Below are 18,485 nucleotides of genomic sequence, written 5' to 3'. Positions count from 1 at the left end.
TCCCGGGGGCGTCCTGGCGAAGTGTGATTACTTCAGGATCTTGGTGACGGTACCGGCACCGACCGTACGACCACCCTCACGGATGGCGTAGCCGAGGCCCTCTTCCATCGCGATGGGCTGGATGAGGTCGACCTTCATCTCCGTGGTGTCGCCGGGCATGACCATCTCGGTGCCCTCGGGCAGCGTGATGACGCCGGTGACGTCCGTGGTGCGGAAGTAGAACTGCGGGCGGTAGTTCGTGAAGAACGGGTTGTGACGGCCACCCTCCTCCTTGGAGAGGATGTAGGCCGTGCCCTCGAACTCGGTGTGCGGGGTGACCGAACCGGGCTTCACGACGACCTGGCCGCGCTCGACGTCGTCACGCTTGGTGCCGCGCAGGAGCAGACCACAGTTCTCGCCGGCCCAGGCCTCGTCGAGCTGCTTGTGGAACATCTCGATACCCGTGACCGTGGTCTTCTGCGTCGGGCGGATGCCGACGATCTCGACCTCGGAGTTGATCGCGAGCGTGCCGCGCTCGGCGCGACCCGTGACGACCGTGCCACGACCGGTGATGGTGAAGACGTCCTCGATGGGCATGAGGAACGGCTTGTCCTTGTCACGCACCGGGTCGGGGATGGACTCGTCGACGGCGTTCATGAGCTCGACGATCGACTCGACCCACTGCTCGTCGCCCTCGAGAGCCTTCAGGCCCGAGACGCGCACGACGGGGGCGTTGTCGCCGTCGAAGTCCTGCGAGGAGAGGAGCTCACGGACCTCGAGCTCGACGAGCTCCAGGATCTCCTCGTCGTCGACCATGTCGCTCTTGTTGAGCGCGACGAGCAGGTAGGGAACGCCGACCTGCTTGGCGAGCAGCACGTGCTCACGCGTCTGCGCCATCGGGCCGTCGGTGGCCGCGACGACGAGGATCGCGCCGTCCATCTGCGCCGCACCCGTGATCATGTTCTTGATGTAGTCGGCGTGACCGGGCGCGTCGACGTGCGCGTAGTGACGCTTCGGGGTCTCGTACTCGACGTGCGAGATGTTGATCGTGATACCACGCTGACGCTCTTCGGGAGCCGAGTCGATCGACGCGAAGTCGCGCTGCACGTTGGTGGCCGACGGGTACTTGTCGGCGAGCACCTTCGAGATGGCGGCGGTCAGCGTCGTCTTACCGTGGTCGACGTGACCGATCGTTCCGATGTTGACGTGCGGCTTGGTCCGCTCGAACTTGGCCTTGGCCACTGGGTCCTCCTCAGGACATTTCGTTGTGGAGGTTCCGGGCGCTGGATTGCGACCGGTGCTCCACGGGGATGTTTCTAGTTTACGGGTATGAAGTTGTGTGTCACAGGTGAGCGAGCGATGGATGCCGGAGGGTCGTCCCGCCGGCATCCATCAGGGTCACTCGCCCTTGTTCTTCTGGACGATCTCGTCGGCGACGGCCTTGGGGACCTCGGCGTACGAGTCGAACTCCATCGAGTAGACCGCGCGACCAGAGGTCTTCGAGCGCAGGTCGCCGATGTAGCCGAACATCTCCGACAGCGGGACGAGAGCGCGGACGATCTTGATGCCCGAGCCGTCCTCCATCGACTGGATCTGGCCACGACGCGAGTTCAGGTCGCCGATGACGTCGCCCATGTACTCCTCGGGCGTACGCACCTCGACCGCCATGAGCGGCTCGAGGATCGCGGGGTTCGCCTTGCGGATGGCCTCCTTGAAGCCCATCGAGCCCGCGATCTTGAACGCCATCTCGGACGAGTCGACGTCGTGGCTGGCACCGTCGAGCAGAATCGCCTTGACACCCACGATGGGGTAGCCGGCGAGCACGCCGACGTTCATCGCGTCCTGGAATCCCTGGTTGGTGGGCTCGATGTACTCGCGCGGGATGCGGCCACCGGTGACCTTGTTCTCGAACTCGTACGTCTTCTCCGCCGTGACCTCGAGGGGCTCCAGCGCGAACTGGATCTTGGCGAACTGACCCGACCCACCGGTCTGCTTCTTGTGCGTGTAGTCGTGACGCTCGACGGCCTTGCGAATCGTCTCGCGGTACGCGACCTGGGGCTTGCCGACGTTGGCCTCGACCTTGAACTCGCGCTTCATGCGGTCCACGAGGATGTCGAGGTGCAGCTCGCCCATGCCCTTGATGACGGTCTGGCCGGTCTCGGGGTTCAGCTCGGTGCGGAAGGTCGGGTCCTCCTCGGCGAGCTTCTGGATCGCGGTGCCCAGCTTCTCCTGGTCGGCCTTCGTCTTCGGCTCGATCGCGACCTCGATGACGGGCTCGGGGAACGTCATCGACTCGAGGACGACGGGCGCGGCCGGGTCGGCGAGGGTGTCACCGGTGGTGGTGTCCTTCAGGCCGATGACGGCGTAGATGTTGCCCGCGGTGACCGAGTCGACCGGGTTCTCCTTGTTGGCGTGCATCTGGAAGATCTTCCCGATGCGCTCCTTCTTGCCCTTGGTCGAGTTGATGACCTGCGCGCCCGAGTCGAGGTGACCCGAGTAGACGCGGATGTAGGTCAGGCGACCGAAGAACGGGTGCACGGCGACCTTGAACGCGAGCGCCGCGAACGGGTCGTTGGCGTCGGGGTGACGCTCAATGACGACCTCTTCGTCCTTGGGGTCGTGGGCCTCGATGGCGGGCACGTCCAGGGGCGAGGGCAGGTAGTCGACGACCGCGTCGAGCATGGGCTGCACGCCGCGGTTCTTGAACGCCGAACCGCAGAGCACGGGGTAGATGTCGCCCGCGACGGTCAGCTTGCGGATCGCGCCCTTGATCTCGGCGAGCGTGAGCTCCTCGCCGCCGAAGTACTTCTCGAGCAGCGCCTCGTCGGTCTCGGCGACCGTCTCGAGCAGCTTCTCACGGTACTCGGCCGCACGATCGGCGAGGTCGGCGGGGATCTCCTGGACCTCGTACTTGGCGCCCATGGTGACATCACCCTTGGCGTCGCCGGGCCAGACGAGCGCGCGCATCTCGACGAGGTCGATGACCCCGACGAAGTCGTTCTCGGCGCCGATCGGCAGCTGCAGCACGAGGGGCTTGGCGCCCAGGCGGTTCACGATGGTGTCCACCGTGAAGTAGAAGTCGGCGCCCAGCTTGTCCATCTTGTTGACGAAGCAGATGCGGGGCACGTCGTACTTGTCGGCCTGACGCCACACGGTCTCGGACTGGGGCTCGACGCCCTCCTTGCCGTCGAAGACGGCGACCGCGCCGTCGAGGACGCGGAGCGAGCGCTCCACCTCGACCGTGAAGTCGACGTGGCCGGGGGTGTCGATGATGTTGATCTGGTGCTTGTTCCAGAAGCAGGTCACGGCGGCCGACGTGATCGTGATGCCGCGCTCCTTCTCCTGCTCCATCCAGTCGGTCGTCGACGCACCGTCGTGCGTCTCGCCGAGCTTGTGGTTGACACCCGTGTAGAAGAGGATGCGCTCGGTCGTCGTCGTCTTGCCGGCATCGATGTGCGCCATGATGCCGATGTTGCGGACCTTGTTGAGGTCGGTGAGCACTTCTTGTGCCACGGGGTGTCCTTACGTGTGGTTTCGGGCTTGCGTGCGGCGTGGATACGCGGGCTGCGCCACTACTCCGGTGAGTGAGTAGCGGCGCAGCCGCGTATCGAGATCACCAGCGGTAGTGCGCGAAGGCGCGGTTCGACTCGGCCATCTTGTGGGTGTCCTCGCGGCGCTTGACCGCGGCACCGAGGCCGTTCGAGGCGTCGAGGATCTCGTTCTGCAGACGCTCGGTCATCGTCTTCTCACGACGACCCTTCGCGTAGGAGACGAGCCAGCGCAGCGCGAGCGTGTTCGCGCGGTGCGGCTTGACCTCGACGGGCACCTGGTAGGTCGAGCCGCCGACGCGACGGCTCTTGACCTCGAGGGTGGGGCGGACGTTGTCGAGCGCCTTCTTGAGCGTTGCGACGGCATCCTGGCCGTTCTTCGCCTCGACGCCCTTGAGGGCGTTGTAGACGATGGCTTCGGCGATCGACTTCTTGCCGTCGACGAGGATCTTGTTCACCAGCTGGGTGACGATCGGAGCACCGTAGACCGGGTCGTTGACGACGATGCGGCGGGGTGCGGGTCCCTTGCGAGGCATCGGACTCAGCCCTTCTTGGCGCCGTAGCGGCTACGGGCCTGCTTGCGGTTCTTGACGGCCTGGGTGTCCAGGGCGCCGCGAACGATCTTGTAACGGACACCGGGGAGGTCCTTCACACGGCCTCCACGGACGAGCACGAGCGAGTGCTCCTGCAGGTTGTGGCCCTCGCCGGGGATGTAGGCGGTGACCTCGGTGCCGTTGCGGAGCTTGACACGGGCGACCTTGCGCATCGCCGAGTTCGGCTTCTTGGGCGTCGTGGTGTAGACGCGGGTGCAGACACCCGCCTGCTGCGGGTTCGACTTCAGGGCGGGCGCCTTGGTCTTGGTGACCTTCGGCGAACGACCCTTGCGAACCAACTGCTGAATGGTTGGCACGTTCTCTCCTTCTCATGCTGCACGGTGACAGCTGGTGTGGTTTCACCACAGATCCACCGGCACGACGGAACCGTCGGGCTTTTTCGTGGTGGATATGCCGTGGGGGCGACCTGTTCGCAGATCGATCCCGGTCGTGCCGCGCTGCTCGCCCCGTCGCTTCCGACCGGAGCCGGACACGACACAAGGCGCGCAGAGCGCACACCCGCTCAATACTACGCCGTATGACGAATGCGGGCAAACGCGCGGGGGTGTCGCCGAGTCGGAGCCGGCGCGGGTGGATCGGTCTGGATGCCGAGTGTCCAGAACACGCGGAGTCCGACGCGCTCGGCACCGCGTGTTCTGGACACTCGGCGGGCGTGCGGGGGGCGGGGCGGGGCGGACGGGGGTCCGCGGGGGCGGGGGTCAGCGGGTGATGCGGCGCAGGTGGAACTCCTCGTCACCGAGGAAGAAGCGCTCACCGGCATCCAGTTGACCGCCCTGCTCGACCTCGACCTCGTCGCCCATGAGCGTGCGGACGAGCACACCGTTGGTCGAGCCGAGGTCGGTCACGATCCAGCTCTCACCGCGCTGCTCGATCCGCGCGTGCGTCTTCGACACCGTGCGCGCGTCGCCCGCGACGGCGAGCAGCTGCGCCGCGGGGAAGGCGGGATCGGCGGAAGGCCGACGCCCGAGGATCACGACCGGCGCCGTCAGCGGCAGGGGGGAACCGACCGCGGGAACGAGCTCCCACGTCGGCCGCACCGATCGACGCGCGACGACCGTCTGGTCGATGTCGTCGAGCAACCCGGGCGCGCTCGGGCGGGTCGCGCGCGTCAGCTCGTCGACGCCCTCGTCGTCGTCGACATCGTCGACGCGGCGGTGCTGCGCCGAGACGGCCCCCATCGCCGACCGCGGCCGGCCGGCGGCCGGCGCCCCGACGACCGCGGAGACCTCGCCCGACAGTTCGAGGAAGCCGTCCGGATCGGGATCGGCCGCCGGCCGCGGGCGCGCGGGCTGTGCGAAGATCGCCGCGTTCGGGTCGCCGACGCGTGCCGGCGTCTCGGCATCCCCGGGACGGACGGCAGGCACACGCGTGACGGGCGACGGCGGGGGCGGGGGCTCGGAACCGGCGCGACGGCCCGGCACGAACGCGATCGGACCGGGGTCGCTCCCGGTCGCCCCGGTCGCCGCGGTCGCCGCGGTCGCCCCGGTCACCCCGGACTCTCCGACCAGGCCGACGGGCGGGGCGACGAACGGGCGGCTTCCTGCCGCGCTCGGCGGGAAGGGGGAGGGGTGGATCGCCGACACGTCGTCGATCTCGGACGGCCACGCGGCATCCTCGACCTCGTCGGCATCGGCCCGGTCGGCATCCGGCTCCGTCGCGGGGGCCTCCGAGGGCGGCGCGGGCACGGCGGGTGCGGAGGTCGGCGCCGAGGCGGCGAGGGGGGCGGGCTCATCCGGGACGGCCGCACCGGACGGCGCCGGCGGGGTCCACCGATCCACGCCCGGCGACGACGGCGGCGCGAAGGAGGAATCGACCTCGGGTGAACGGGGGGATGCCGCGGGGGCGGGCTCTTCCGCCGGCATCCAGTCCGCGGGAGAAGCGTTCGCGGCGGCGTCCGCTTCCGGCACGCTCGAGGCGCCGTGCGCACTCACGTCGTCGAACACCGGCCCGCCGAACAGCGCACTCGCGGGCTCCGCACCGCGCGACACCGCGGCAGGCGGCACGGGCGGCACGGGCGCCGCAGGCGCCGCAGGCGCGGCAGCCGCCGCGACGGCGGGGTCGGCTGCGGGCCGCGCCCCGTCGGGCGCCGCGACGCGGGCGCGCCGCCGGGCACCGAGCCACCGCGCGGGGCCGAACCCGAGGATGCTCGCCCACACGACGAACAGCAGCGCCGCGAGCACCGTCATCCCCCCGCCGTACCCGAACCCGGAGTTGATCCGGTGCGCCGAGACGATGAGGAGGACGAGGACGACCAGGGCCCCGACGATCGGGATGAACGCGAGGAGGATCAGCCACGGGCTGAACCCGCCCCACGCGAGCACGGTCGCCGTGTTGAGGAGGGGAACCCAGCCCTTCCAGGCGTCCTCGCCCATCTTGCGGAACATCGCCGAGAGGGCGAGCGCGGTCCAGACGTAGAGGGCGAGGCTCACGACCACGGAGAGGAGCCCCAGCAGGGCGCCCAGAGAATCGTCGGCGGGTGTGCTCATGTGGTGCGCCGTGCGCCGTCGCGCGCCCGGCTCCCCCTCTCGGTACGTGACCTCTCGGTGCGTGACGAGGACCTCTTCAGGCCCTCGGGGATGAACGATCTCAACGATAGGGCCGCGCGCACCCGTTGCCAGCGTGTCGACGTGAACGCGGCGCGCTCGGCATCCACGATCCGCCAGAACTCGGTGGCGTCGTCAGACGTCGCGCCGCCGTCCGAGAAGACGGCGCGATCGGCGGCCACGGCGATCCCCGGAGCCGCCTCCTGCCCGAGCGCGCGCGCGATCTCGAGCCGCGTCGCCGCCGCGGGTGCCGGCCGGCCCGCGTCCACCGCCGCATCGAGGTACTCGTCCCACCCACCGGCGATCCGGTCGACCGGGGTGTCGGCCCCGCGGCGGGCGCGGCGCCGCACGGCTTTCGCGGCGAGGACCGCGAGGAACGGGCCGACCACGACGAGGAGCGCCCCGAGCGAGATCCCTGCGATGCGCAGCGACGTCCAGAGCCACGCGAGATCGACGGTGTCGGGACGGTCGGGGCTCGACGCGGCATCCTCCTGCGCGGGCTTGGGCGGCTCGACCTCGTCGACCTCGTCGGGGCGCACCTCGGTGCCGATAGTGGGGTCGGGCTGCGACGTCACCTCGCGACTCGGCGCCTGGCGATGCTGCGGCGTCGCGTCCACCGGGATCCACTCCCCCGCGGTGCTGCGCACCTCGACCCATGCGGCCAGATCGTCCGCGCGGCACACACCGTCGTCGCACGCTGCGAGGTCGGGGTCTGCGGCCTCGAGCCGCGCCCCCACGATGATCCGTGCGGGGAAGCCCAGCTCCCGCGCGAGCAGCGCCGTCGCCACCGCGAACTGCTCGTCGTCGCCGATCGCCGCGACGAAGTTGCCCGAGGCCTCCGCGCGCGGGTCCTGCTCGCGCTCGAGGAGAGCCGTGAAGAGCTGATCGATCCGCGCGAGGGAGTGCCCCGCCGCGCTCGGCACGAACGTGTCGACCCCGGCATCCGTCATCCACTGCGCCTGCGCGTCGGTGAGCGCGTGGCTCAGATAGCCGCGCTCGCGCAGCAGGGTGACGAGGCCCTCGAGCGCCGCACCGCCGCTGCCGGCGACGTGCGCCTGCATCCACGTGCGGAGGCTCGCGGGCGCGTCCGGCCCGTCGCCGGGGTCACCGGGGGACTCCGCATCCGCGAGCGCGCTCGTCGCGGGTTCCGATGCGCGCAGCCGGTACTCGTCGTCCTGACGCCAGCCGGCGGTCTGCACGGCGGCGGCGAGGGTGTCGTCGACGTAGAACCCGTCGGCGAGCGCCGCCGCCCGCCCGCCGGAGAAGGCGACGGATGCCACGACGCCCGCCGACGGCATCCAGATCCCGTCCAGCGCGCCGAGGACGATCTCCGTGTCCACCGGCGTTCCCGCCGCCGTAGCGCGCTCCGAGGCCATCCGCACGAAGTCGGACGCGCTACCGGTGCGGAAGACGGCGCCGTCGTAGTCGTCGAGGACGGCGAGGCGGATGCGCGCGGGCAGCTCCGGTCCCGTCGCCGAGAAGAGGACCTGCTCGTGGAGGTCGTCGCGGAACATCGACCGGTAGGACGCGAGCGGGCTGACCGCCCGCGAGATCTCGATCCGCGGGCCGGTCGCCTCGCGCAGCACGGTGCGCTCGGCCGGCACCGCGGCCACGGGCACGGCGAGGGCCGCAGCGACGGCGACGGCGACCATCCCGGCGCCGAGAGCGACCCGTCGCGTCCCCGAGCGGGTCCCGCGACGAAGCCGCACGCCGCTGGATGCCGCGGCCCGCCGCAGGGCTGCGACCCGCGCTTCGCGACTGCGCCACGACAGCCACAGGACGGCGGATCCGAGCGAGCCGAGCCCGATCGCGGTCTCGACGGGTGCGCCGAGGGTCAGGGGGCCGAGCGGCAGCGGCGCACTGACGTCGGTGCGCCCGAACAGCAGGCCGAACCCTGCCATCGCGAGCACGATCGGCACCGCTGCCGCCCCGATCGCCGCGCGACGCCACGCGAGCAGGAGCGCCGCGGTCGTGCCGACGAGGAAGACGACGAGGGCCGGCACGAGCAGGTTGCGGTACCCGCCGACGGGCAGATCGACCGTGAGGAGGTCCTTCCACCCGGTGACGAGGCCCGCGCCCAGCTCGCCGAGCCCGCGCGCGAGGGATGCCGGGTCGCCGAGCCGAGCCGGGACGGCCACCGGCACGCCCACGACGAGGATCGCCCCGGCGAGGAGGGCCGCAGCGACCCACCCGCTCCAGCGTCGCCAGCGCACGAGCGCGGCGATCCCGGCGGCGAGCGCCGTCGCGACCGCGACGAGCAGGAGGAACGACGCCGACCGGTAGATCGGCCAGGCAGCCACGGCGGCGAGGATCACGCCGATGCCGACGTAGAGGGACCCCGCGACGATCCGCCTCACGAGGTCGACCCCCGCAGCAGAAGCCCCGCGAGGTCGTCGAGCGTGCCCACCGTGATGACGGTGAGCGCGCCGAGCACCTGCGTGCGCGGGTGCGCGCGCTCGTCGCACACGACGGCGACCGTCGCGGCATCCGCCGGGAACGCGAGGGCCGCCTGGCGGAGCGCGCCGACGCCGACTCGGGAGCCCGTCACGAGGACCGCGATGGAGAGGTGCTCGTTCGCCTCCGCGGCCAGTCGGCAGACGTCGACGAACGCCATCGTGTCGGTGAGGCGGTCGACCCCGCTGAACCCGTCGAGCACGGTGCGCGGCGCCGTCGTCGGGATGTGGCGGATGGCGCGGAGCCGCCCGCGCACGACGCGGGGGATCTCCGCCCCGACGACGACGTCGAGGTCGCGCGCGTCGCGCACGGCGCGGACCGCGAGCGAGGATGCCGCGCTCACGGCGAGCTCGAACTCGGCATCCGTCTCGTACTCGGCGGTGTCGAGGCCGAGGACGACCGCCATCCGGGAGCGCCGGGACTCCTCGTACTGGCGCACCATCAGGCGCCCGGTCTTCGCGGTGGACTTCCAGTGCACCTGGCGTCGCGAATCGCCCGGGGCGTACTCGCGGATCGCGTGGAACGACATGTCGGCGTCGACGAGACGGGTGGTCGGGTTGCCGTCGAGGTCGCGGATGAGACCGGCACTCGTCGAGGGGACCGGGACCGTGCGAGGGTGCACGTAGAGGTCGTGGACGTCGTCGAAGGCGTGCTCACGACGCAAGAGCCCGATCGGGTCGGACCGGACCGTCGTCGCGGGGCCGATCCGGACGATGCCGCGCGGCTGCGGGGGCAGCTCGAGCTCCTGCGCGCTCGAGGCTCCCGCGCGCAGGAGCGGGACGCCGAACTCCACGAGCCCCGCGCCGACCGGGACGTCGATACGACCGGGCAGGGCCGGGCGGCGCCCGGTGTTGCGGATCGTCACGGTCGCCTGCACACCGGTGCCCGCCACGACCCGCTCGTGCGCGAGCGTCAGGTCGACGTCGTACGTGCGCGCCTGGAAGAGGAACGGCGCGCTGAGGGCGAGGAGCACGAGCGCCGCGATGCCCGCGACGAGAGCCTCCACCCAGCCGAACGCGAGCCCCGCCACGAGCCCCAGCGTCGCGGCGAGGAGCGCCAGCACCCCCGCTGGACGTACCGTCCGCCGGACCCAGGCCCACGCGAGGGCGAGGGCCGCGCGCGTCGCGGTCCACGCCCGCGACGCGCGCACCGCGACGCCGACGAGGCGTCGGCTGCGCGCCGAGGTGACCTCGGTGCGCTCCCCCGTCAGGGATCCGGCCGAAGTTCGGGTCAGTCGCGTGTCGGAGACGGTGCCGGTGCGTTCGGTGCGTTCGGTCACGCACTCTCCCGGCGGGTGGGCGGCGTGACGTCGAGGAGGACCTGACCGATCACGGCCTCGGCGGTGACGCCGTCGAACTCGGCCTCGGGGTGGAGGATCAGGCGGTGCGCGAGGACCGCGACGGCGAGCCGCTTGACGTCGTCGGGCGTCGCGTAGGTGCGGCCCTGCGCCGCCGCCGTCGCGCGCGCCGCGCGGGTGAGGGCGAGGGCGCCGCGGATGCTGACGCCGAGCCGCACCTCGTCTGCCGAGCGCGTGGCATCCACGATGCGCGCGATGTAGTCGAGCACGAGGGCGTCGACGTACACGTCGGCGGCCAGTTCCGCCATGCCGGCGAGCGCGCCGGGGGTGATGATCGGGGCGAGCTCGCCGATGGGGGCGGCGCCCCGATCGAGGATCCGCACCGTCGCCGCGTGGTCGGGGTAGCCGAGCGAGGTGCGCAGGAGGAACCGGTCGAGCTGCGCCTCGGGCAGGCGGTACGTGCCGGCCTGCTCGACGGGGTTCTGCGTGGCGAGCACGAGGAAGGGCTTGCCGACGGGCCGCGTGACGCCGTCGATCGTGACGTGCCCCTCCTCCATGACCTCGAGGAGGGCCGACTGCGTCTTCGGGCTCGCCCGGTTGATCTCGTCGGCGAGCACGATGTTGGCGAACACGGGGCCCTGGTGGAACTCGAACTCGCCCGTCTTCTGGTCGTACACCGTGATGCCGGTGATATCGCCGGGGAGGAGATCCGGCGTGAACTGGATGCGGGTCGTCGTGCCCTGCACCGACTGCGCGACGGCGCGCGCGAGCGACGTCTTGCCGGTTCCCGGGACATCCTCCAGCAGCACGTGACCCTCGCTCAGCATGGCCGTCAGCACGAGCTCGACGACGTGGCGCTTGCCGAGGACGGCGCGCTCGACGTTGTCGGCGAGCGCCGCGAAGGTCTGCGCGAACCAGGTCGCCTGTTCGGGGGTGATGGTCACGGGGTGCCTCCGGTGGTGGGCGGAACGGGGGTGCAGACGGCGGAGAGGGTCGCGGTGGCGGCATCCAGGTTCCACCCGTGCGCCGACCAGTCGACGCCGACGCGGATGCCTTCGACGCGCGCTGCGGCGTCGGGCACGAGCCAGGGGTCAGTGCCGGTGGGGATGACGGCGCCCTGCGCGTCGTAGTAGACGATCGCGGCGGTGTCGAACGTGATCGTGGCGAGCGACCCGGTGGAGCGCCCCGTGTGGCTCAGCGAGGCGCCGCCGGTGCACGCTCCGAGCAACCACGTCGCCTGCACCTGGTAGGGCGCGCTGCCGGCGGCCGGTGTGACGGCGCCCCACTGGGTCTGCCACCACCCGGAGATGTGCTCGTAGCGCACGCGGATGCCGGGGTCGGTGTCGAAGACAGTACTCGGGAGCCCCGAGAAGGCGGGGACGTTGTCGCGGGGCGGCTCTTCGGGAGACGTGGGGTCGGTGTCGATCGTCCAGCTGGCGCGCCCGTCGCCGACGTGCGCGGTGGGCCCGACGACGAACGTGTAGCCCGTCGGCGCGTTGCCGCTCTGCACCGCCCGCACCTCCTTGCTCGTCGTCGATCGGGCGAACGGCTGGCCGTTGTACCAGGACTCGACGCACAGGTCGAAGGTGTACCGGCGCCCGTCCTGGTACCCGCGGAACACCTCCCGGTCGCCGCCGACGGTCGGGGTGCACGGCTGCCCCTGCGGGACGATGCCGTAGCGCAGCGTCGAGCCGGTGCCGCCCGAGCCCGCCGATCCCACCGCCGTGATGTCGGCGAGTCCGCCGCCCGCGTTGACGGCCGTGAGGGTGAGGTCCGGCGCCGTCGGAGCGCCGACGCCGTTCGCATTCACGGTCATCGACCCGATCGCCGGTCCGCCGAGGCCGGGCGGCACGTCGTAGCGCGACAGCGGGGTGACCGTGACGGCGGTCGTCGTGTTCGCGCCGACGCGGAAGGTCGGGACGGTGACGGAGGTCGTGCGGATGTCGACGGGGACGGTGATGCTCTCCCCGACGGGGCTCGTGATCTGCAGGGCCTTCGCGTCCGCGGCATCCACCCCGCTGAAGGCGAGGGAGACCACGCCGCCGTCCGCGCCCGCCGGGACGGGCGTCGAGACCGCCGAGGACGGCACCGCGGGCGGGTCATAGGCCCACGCCGTCGTCCGGACGGACGTGCGGGAGGGGCCGACGGAGTTCACGGCGACCGCCTCGTACTGGCGCTGCTCGCCGTTGGGGGCGGAGATGGCCGGGCAGACGCCCTGCGCCGAACAGGTCGCGACGCTCTGGCCGCCCATGCGGACGTCGAAGCCGGTGACGACGGGGTACGAGGTCTGTGCCGCACCCGGGTCGACGCGCAGCGTCAGGCTGCCGTCCGCGTAGGCGGTCTGCGCGACGGACGAGGGAGCGCGCGGGAACCCGAGGAGGTCGAGGACCACGGAGCCGTCGCGGCCCGACGCGGTCTGCCGGCCCTGCGCGTCGCGCACGGTGAATCGCGCGCTGCAGGTCGCCCCGGGAGCGTCGGCGTCCCAGCTGGCGATCACGCGCGTCGCCGACGCGACGGCGAAGGTGACGCCCGTGCACGCGCTCGACGCGGCGACCGAGACGAGCTGGAGCGGCGTCGAGGGCAGCGGGTTGACCTCTCCCGGAGCGCCGACCACGTCGATCGTGCACGACGAGCCGGATGCCTGGCTGCACTGCTGCGCCGCCCGGCCGCCCTGCGGCAGGGTCGACGGCGCCGCCCCGACCCGCAGGGTGATCCGGGCCGGCGTGACGCCCGGGTGGCTCGTCACCTCGACCGTGACACTCTCGACCGTGCCCGGCGCGGCGTTGTCGTTGCCGCGCACCGTCAGCTGCGCGCCCTGCAGCGTCAGGACGAAGGACGCCGGGGTCCCCCCGATCCGGTACTCGATCGGCTCCGCCTTGCCCTGCCACGTCGTCATCGAGGTCAGGTCGAACACGTGCGTCTCGCCCGGCCCCACCTCCAGCGCGGCCGGCGCGAGCGAGGGCTGCGGCGCGCGGGGCGTCACCGCCACGGGGATGGACAGCACCGACCACGCCGACGTCCCGATGAGGCGCACGGGCACGAGGCACGCGTCGGCCCACGGGGCACCGTCGCCCGCCGTGTAGCGGATGCCGCTCCCCGAGGTCGCGACGCAGACGCCGCCCGCGCGCGCGCCGGAGGCGCGGACGCCCGTCGCGTCGAGTTCGAGTGCGCGCCCGCGCGGCAGCGCGACGAGGCTCGCGACGTCGGCATCCACCTGCTGCCCTTCGCCCACGGTGAGGGGCGGCGTCCCCGCGCGCAGCGACAGCGCGCCCTCCGAGGCCGCCGGCACCCGCAGGAAGGCGTAGGTCGTGACCGGCCCGCCGGATGTCTCCCCCGTGACCGAGAACGGGATGATGCGCGCGGCGTCGCCGGGCGTCGCGCGCAGTCGGTGCCCGACCACGCTGACCCCCGCGGGCGAGCCCCAGAGCCCGACTTCGAGGTCGCCCGTGTCGCCGCCCGACCACAGCACCTTCCCCGCCAGCACGTCGACACCCGTGTCGAGGTCGTCGCGGTCGGCGGCGGTCAGCACGGTGTCGGAGACGACCGGGTAGTCGGGAACGCGCTGCGAGACGACCTTGACGACGAGGAGTCCTCGGGCGGTGCTCCCCGACGACGACTCGACGTCGTAGAGGAACGACATCGTCCCCGGCTCGGTGCCGGCGGCGATCGTGACGGTGTCCTCGGTGACGCTGCGGATGCGTTCGGACAGGCGTGCGAACTCGGTGCTCGTCGACCCGTCGAGCGCCGTCTCCGGGACGTCCGGTCGGACGCGTGCGAGGCTCAGCGTCCCCTGCGTGGGGTCGAGGTCGTTCGCGAGCGGATGCACGCGGATGACGCTGTCGGCACCCGCCTGCACGTGCACGTAGTCGGTGTAGGTGATCGGGCTCGGGTTCGCCTCGCCGCTCAGGATGCCGATGCGCACGGTGCCCTCGCCGGTCGCGCCGAACGCGTCGATCACGCGGTACGTGAAGGTGTCCTGACCGCTCGAGCCCGCCGTGCTCGTGTAGACGATGCCCGTGCCGTCGGGGGCGATCGCCGCGGCGCCGTGCGCGGGCTGGCTGACGATGCGGTCGAGGCGCACGACGTCGCCGTCGGGGTCCATGCCGAACCCGTCGAACGCGACCGTCGTCTGCAGGCCGCTCGCGACGCGCCCGGACAGGCGCGGCGGCAGCGGATCGCGGTTCTCGTCGGCCGAGACGACCCGCACGTGCACCGTCGCGATGTCGCCGAGGGCGGGCGAGCCGGTGGTGAAGGCACGGTAGCCCACCGTGTACTGGCCGGGCGCGTCGGGGGCGAGATAGCGCAGCACGTCGCCCGACGCGAACGCGAGCGCGTCGGGCGACGAGGAGGTGATCGATTCCGCGTCAAGGCGGGGGCGGCCGCCCTCGGCCGACACGTCGTTGTCGAGGACGGGCACGTCGACCTGCTCCCCCGCACGCACCACGACGCTGTCGTCGACCGTGATGGGAGCCGCCTCGGGCGCGGGCGGCAGGAGATAGATCGTCGCCTCGCCCACAACCGAGGCGCCCTCGTCGGCCGTGCCATCGCTGACCCGGTAGGAGACGGTGCCGAGGAGCCCCGACTCCGCCGTCGCGGTCGAGCCCGACACCCGCAGCTGGCTCTGACCGACGGCATCCGCGACGAGCGAAGAGCCCGCCGCCGCGGAGACCACGACATCGCTGAGGAGCAGCACGCGCCCCGTCGGGTTGGCGACCGCGGCGAGCACATCGACGGTCGCGTCGGCCTGCGGCCTGACGAACGCGACGACCGGCGCCGTCGCCAGCTGCGCCGGCGCGTCCGGCGCCAGGAGCGTCACGCGGGCCGTGCCCGTCGTCTCGTGGCCGCCCGCCGAGACGGTCACTGCGACCCGATAGGTGCCGGGGTTCGCCGCGGCGAAGTCGAATTGCGTCGTGCCGCCGACGACGGTCGCCGTCGCGGCCGCGTCGTCGAGGATGCGCGCCGCGGTGAGCGTGAGCTGGCCCGCCGTGCCGGTGACGTGGGGCGCGACGTCGATGGTCAGGCGCGAGCCCGCCGTGTCGACGACGGCGAACGACTGCAGGTGCGGCTGCGGGTCGGACAGCACCCGCACGGAGAGCGTCTTCGTCGTGACGGCGCCGCGCGTGTCGGCGACGGTGAGGGTGACGGGGGCGGCCGCGTCGCCGCCGCCGGCATCCGCGATCTGGCCGGAGTCGGCGTGCTGGAAGACGACGCGCCCCTCGGGCGTCGAGGCCACCTGACCCGTCCCCGACTCGTCGACCGCCGAGAGTAGGACGATGGGGTCGCCCTCCGGATCGACCCAGTCGCCGAGCACGGGCACCGCGACCGTGCCGCCGACGGCGACCTCGGGCTCCGGCCAGGACTGCTGGCACCCCTCGACGCCGCACCACTGCGGCGCGGAGTTCTCCTCGTCCCCCACGACGCGCAACGTCACCGTCGCGGGCGCGGAGAGGAGCCCGTCCACCGCCGTCCCGTCGCTCACGGCGTACCGGAACGACACGGTGCCCGTGGCATCCGCCGCGACACGGATCGCGAGGCGCTGCCGGTCGTCCGTGAGGGTGAGGGTGCCGAACGCGGGGTCGAGACCCTGGACGGATGCCGCGTCGATCTGCAGCACGTCTTCGTTGGGGTCGTGGTCGTTGAGGAGCACGGGCAGCGACACGAGCGCGCCGGCGCGAACGCCGAACGCATCGTCGACGGCGACAGGCGGCCGCGGGTCGATGACGGCGGGGGGCTCCTGGTCGTTCGTCTCCGGGGCGGTCTCCACGGCGTCGTCGAGATCCCAGTTCTGGCTCGACGGCACGAGGGCGCCGTCCGGAACGGTCCACACCCAGCCCGACCGGGTGTCGTTGAGCACGAGTCCGTCGCCGGCATCCGTGAACGTCGGCCGTCGCTGAGAGGGCAGCGTCGCTCCGGCGTAGTCCAGCTGCACATCGCCGCCGTCGGACGTCCACAGCGTCCCGGGGCCGGCGCCCTCGGAGAGCCACGCCGCGTACACGACGCCGCCGCGGACGACGGGGCGTGCCGGTGTGCCGCGCGCAGTCGTCCGGTCGCCGAAGACGCGCTCGGCGTCGGCATCCGTCGTCGGCACACGGACGAGTCCGCTCTCATCGGCGAGATAGACCGCGTCGCCGTCCGCGTCGGCGCGGGAGAGCGCGACGACGCCGGACGTGCCGGCGGAGGCACCGGCGCGGGTGCGCGTCCAGTACTCTCCGGATGCCGAGTCCACGAGCACCCAGTCGTCGCCTGCCGCCGTGAGCGCGGGGGACGACACCTCGGCGGCGACACTGTCGGTGCTGCGGACCTCTCCCGTGTCGATGTCCATGCGGACGACCGTGCCCGCCGCCGCCGAATAGCTGAAGAGGTCCCCCGCCGCATCCACCGCGATCGCGTCGGACGTGTACGCGGGACCGTCGGCGCTCTCGCTCGAGCGCGTGCCCGTCGGGTCGAGCGGGGTCACCTGGCCGCTTGAGAGTCGACCCGCGGAGATCGCCCCGGCATCCGTCCGGTAGGCGACGAAGTCGCCCGACGTGTCGACCTCCTCGGTCCCCGGCGGCGCGGACGCCGCGTCGCGCAGGCTCTCCGCGTCGAGATCGACCGGGACGGCGTCGTCGATCCGGACGACCTTGGCGTCGCTGTCGGTGAACATGTACGAGGCGCCCTGCGTCTGCACGATCCGGCTCGGATTGCTCACGGCGCGGACGGTGTCGAGCTCGTCGATCGCGGTGTTCACCCGGGCGTACCGCAGGCCGTCGGACTGCAACACCCACGCGGTCGTGGTCTTCGGCGGCGTACGCTGCGCGTCGAGGCCCGGCCACACGACGCTCGCGCCCGCGACGAGCGCGAGGACCGCACCCGCCGCGGCGAGGCCGACCGCCGTCTGCCGGCGCATCAGGACAGGACCGTCCACACCCACGCGCCGCCGCCGGCGAGGGCCGCCGCGACGATCACGCCGCCGACGATCCACGGCCAGACGCGGCTGCCGGCGGACGGGGGCGTCGTGACGTCGGTGTCCTCCTCGCGGTGGCGCACGGTGAGCTCGCGCGGCACCGGCGAACGCCGGCTCTCGTGCGCGACGTGGCTGCGCGCCGGCCCGCGGGCGGCGCTGTCGGCGAAGTCGACGGGTGCGGATGCCGGCATCCACTCCGCCGCCGGCACCTCGAGCGGTGTGGGTGCGAGACCCGCATGACGCTGCACGTCGCGAACCGCCTCGCCGAACTCGGCGGCGCTGCGGTACCGGCGGTCGGGGTCGCGCGCCATCGCGGTCGCGAGCACCTGCTGCAGGGCGTCGGGGACGTCATCGCGCGAGATCGGGACGAACGTCGCGCGGGCGATGCGGCGCCGCATCAGCTCGCGGGTGTTCTGCCCCTTCTCCCGTCGCTCGAACGGGCTGTGCCCCGCCAGCAGCGAGTAGACGGTCGCGCCGAGCCCCCACACCTCGCTCGCGATCGTGCCGCCGGTGTGCTCCGCGACGACTTCGGGCGCGCTCCACGGGATCGACATCGCCAGGACCTCATCGCCCGTCGACCGCGCGAGGGTCGACGAGATGCCGAAGTCGGCGAGCACCGCCGACCCGAACGTCGTGATGAGGATGTTGCTCGGCTTGATGTCGCGGTGGATCAGTCCGGCGCGATGCGCGGACTCGAGCGCCCCGGCGAGGCGCACGGCGATCGCCATGACGTCCTCGGTGGGGATCCGTTCGATCCGGTAGCGCTGCGAGAGGGAGCCGGGGCAGTACTCCATCACGATGTACGGGCGTCCGTCGGCCGAGATCCCCGCCTGGTAGACCGTCACGATCGCGGGATGCGCGGACAGGTGCGCGAGGACGTCCGCCTCGGCGTTGAACATGCGCAGGAGGTCGGGGTCGCGTTCGCCGACCGGCAGGACCTTGACGGCGACTTGGCGCCGCGGCATGTCCTGCTGGTAGAGGAAGACGTCGGCGAAGCCGCCGGAACCGAGGGGGCGGACGTAGTCGAGACCGGGGAGCAGGGGCGGTGCGGAGGGCAGCCTGCGCGTCATGGCACCCCTTCGCTCCTGGTCCCCGGCCTCTTCG

Annotated in this window: 10 protein-coding genes; all 10 read right to left on the bottom strand. The window is 72.2% G+C overall.

Annotated features, from left to right (window positions below; translation table 11 throughout):
- Window positions 1-27: 27 nt before the first annotated feature.
- The 10 genes from tuf to J0I43_RS10175 all read right to left on the bottom strand — a co-directional run bounded on the left by tuf (window position 28) and on the right by J0I43_RS10175 (window position 18,451).
- A complete protein-coding gene (gene tuf, locus J0I43_RS10220; protein WP_292862921.1) occupies window positions 28-1,221 on the bottom strand; it encodes an elongation factor Tu in 1,194 nt (397 codons plus the stop codon).
- Between the two features lie 156 nt (window positions 1,222-1,377).
- Window positions 1,378-3,492: an elongation factor G gene (fusA, locus tag J0I43_RS10215; RefSeq protein ID WP_292862918.1), complete on the bottom strand. Its 2,115-nt coding sequence runs from the start codon at window positions 3,490-3,492 to the stop codon at window positions 1,378-1,380.
- A 100-nt stretch (window positions 3,493-3,592) separates the two neighbouring features.
- Window positions 3,593-4,063 carry a 30S ribosomal protein S7 gene (gene rpsG, locus J0I43_RS10210; protein WP_292862915.1) on the bottom strand — a complete coding sequence of 157 codons (471 nt, stop codon included), beginning with the start codon at window positions 4,061-4,063 and terminating at the stop codon, window positions 3,593-3,595.
- Window positions 4,064-4,068: 5 nt separating this feature from the next.
- The gene (rpsL, locus tag J0I43_RS10205; RefSeq protein ID WP_017201609.1) at window positions 4,069-4,437 is read right to left on the bottom strand and encodes a 30S ribosomal protein S12; all 369 of its coding nucleotides are present in this window, start codon (window positions 4,435-4,437) and stop codon (window positions 4,069-4,071) included.
- Between the two features lie 402 nt (window positions 4,438-4,839).
- Window positions 4,840-6,627 carry a DUF5684 domain-containing protein gene (locus tag J0I43_RS10200; RefSeq protein ID WP_292862911.1) on the bottom strand — a complete coding sequence of 596 codons (1,788 nt, stop codon included), beginning with the start codon at window positions 6,625-6,627 and terminating at the stop codon, window positions 4,840-4,842.
- Complete coding sequence (locus J0I43_RS10195; RefSeq protein WP_292862908.1) at window positions 6,624-9,041, bottom strand: transglutaminase-like domain-containing protein; 2,418 nt, start codon at window positions 9,039-9,041, stop codon at window positions 6,624-6,626. Before J0I43_RS10195 ends, J0I43_RS10200 begins: the two co-directional genes overlap by 4 nt.
- Window positions 9,038-10,417: a DUF58 domain-containing protein gene (locus J0I43_RS10190; protein WP_292862905.1), complete on the bottom strand. Its 1,380-nt coding sequence runs from the start codon at window positions 10,415-10,417 to the stop codon at window positions 9,038-9,040. The genes J0I43_RS10195 and J0I43_RS10190 overlap by 4 nt, the downstream gene beginning before the upstream one ends.
- A complete protein-coding gene (locus J0I43_RS10185; protein ID WP_292862902.1) occupies window positions 10,414-11,379 on the bottom strand; it encodes a MoxR family ATPase in 966 nt (321 codons plus the stop codon). Before J0I43_RS10185 ends, J0I43_RS10190 begins: the two co-directional genes overlap by 4 nt.
- A complete protein-coding gene (locus J0I43_RS10180; RefSeq protein WP_292862899.1) occupies window positions 11,376-17,324 on the bottom strand; it encodes an Ig-like domain-containing protein in 5,949 nt (1,982 codons plus the stop codon). Before J0I43_RS10180 ends, J0I43_RS10185 begins: the two co-directional genes overlap by 4 nt.
- Entirely contained in the window at window positions 17,324-18,451 is a 1,128-nt protein-coding gene (locus tag J0I43_RS10175; RefSeq protein ID WP_292862896.1) for a serine/threonine-protein kinase, read from the bottom strand. Before J0I43_RS10175 ends, J0I43_RS10180 begins: the two co-directional genes overlap by 1 nt.
- Window positions 18,452-18,485 lie beyond the last annotated feature (34 nt).

The sequence above is a fragment of the Microbacterium sp. genome, assembly GCF_017305435.1.
In the GTDB taxonomy this organism is placed as follows: Bacteria; Actinomycetota; Actinomycetes; order Actinomycetales; family Microbacteriaceae; genus Microbacterium.
Note: the sequence above shows the minus strand (reverse complement) of the source record. Positions and strands in the feature narration are given on the sequence as shown.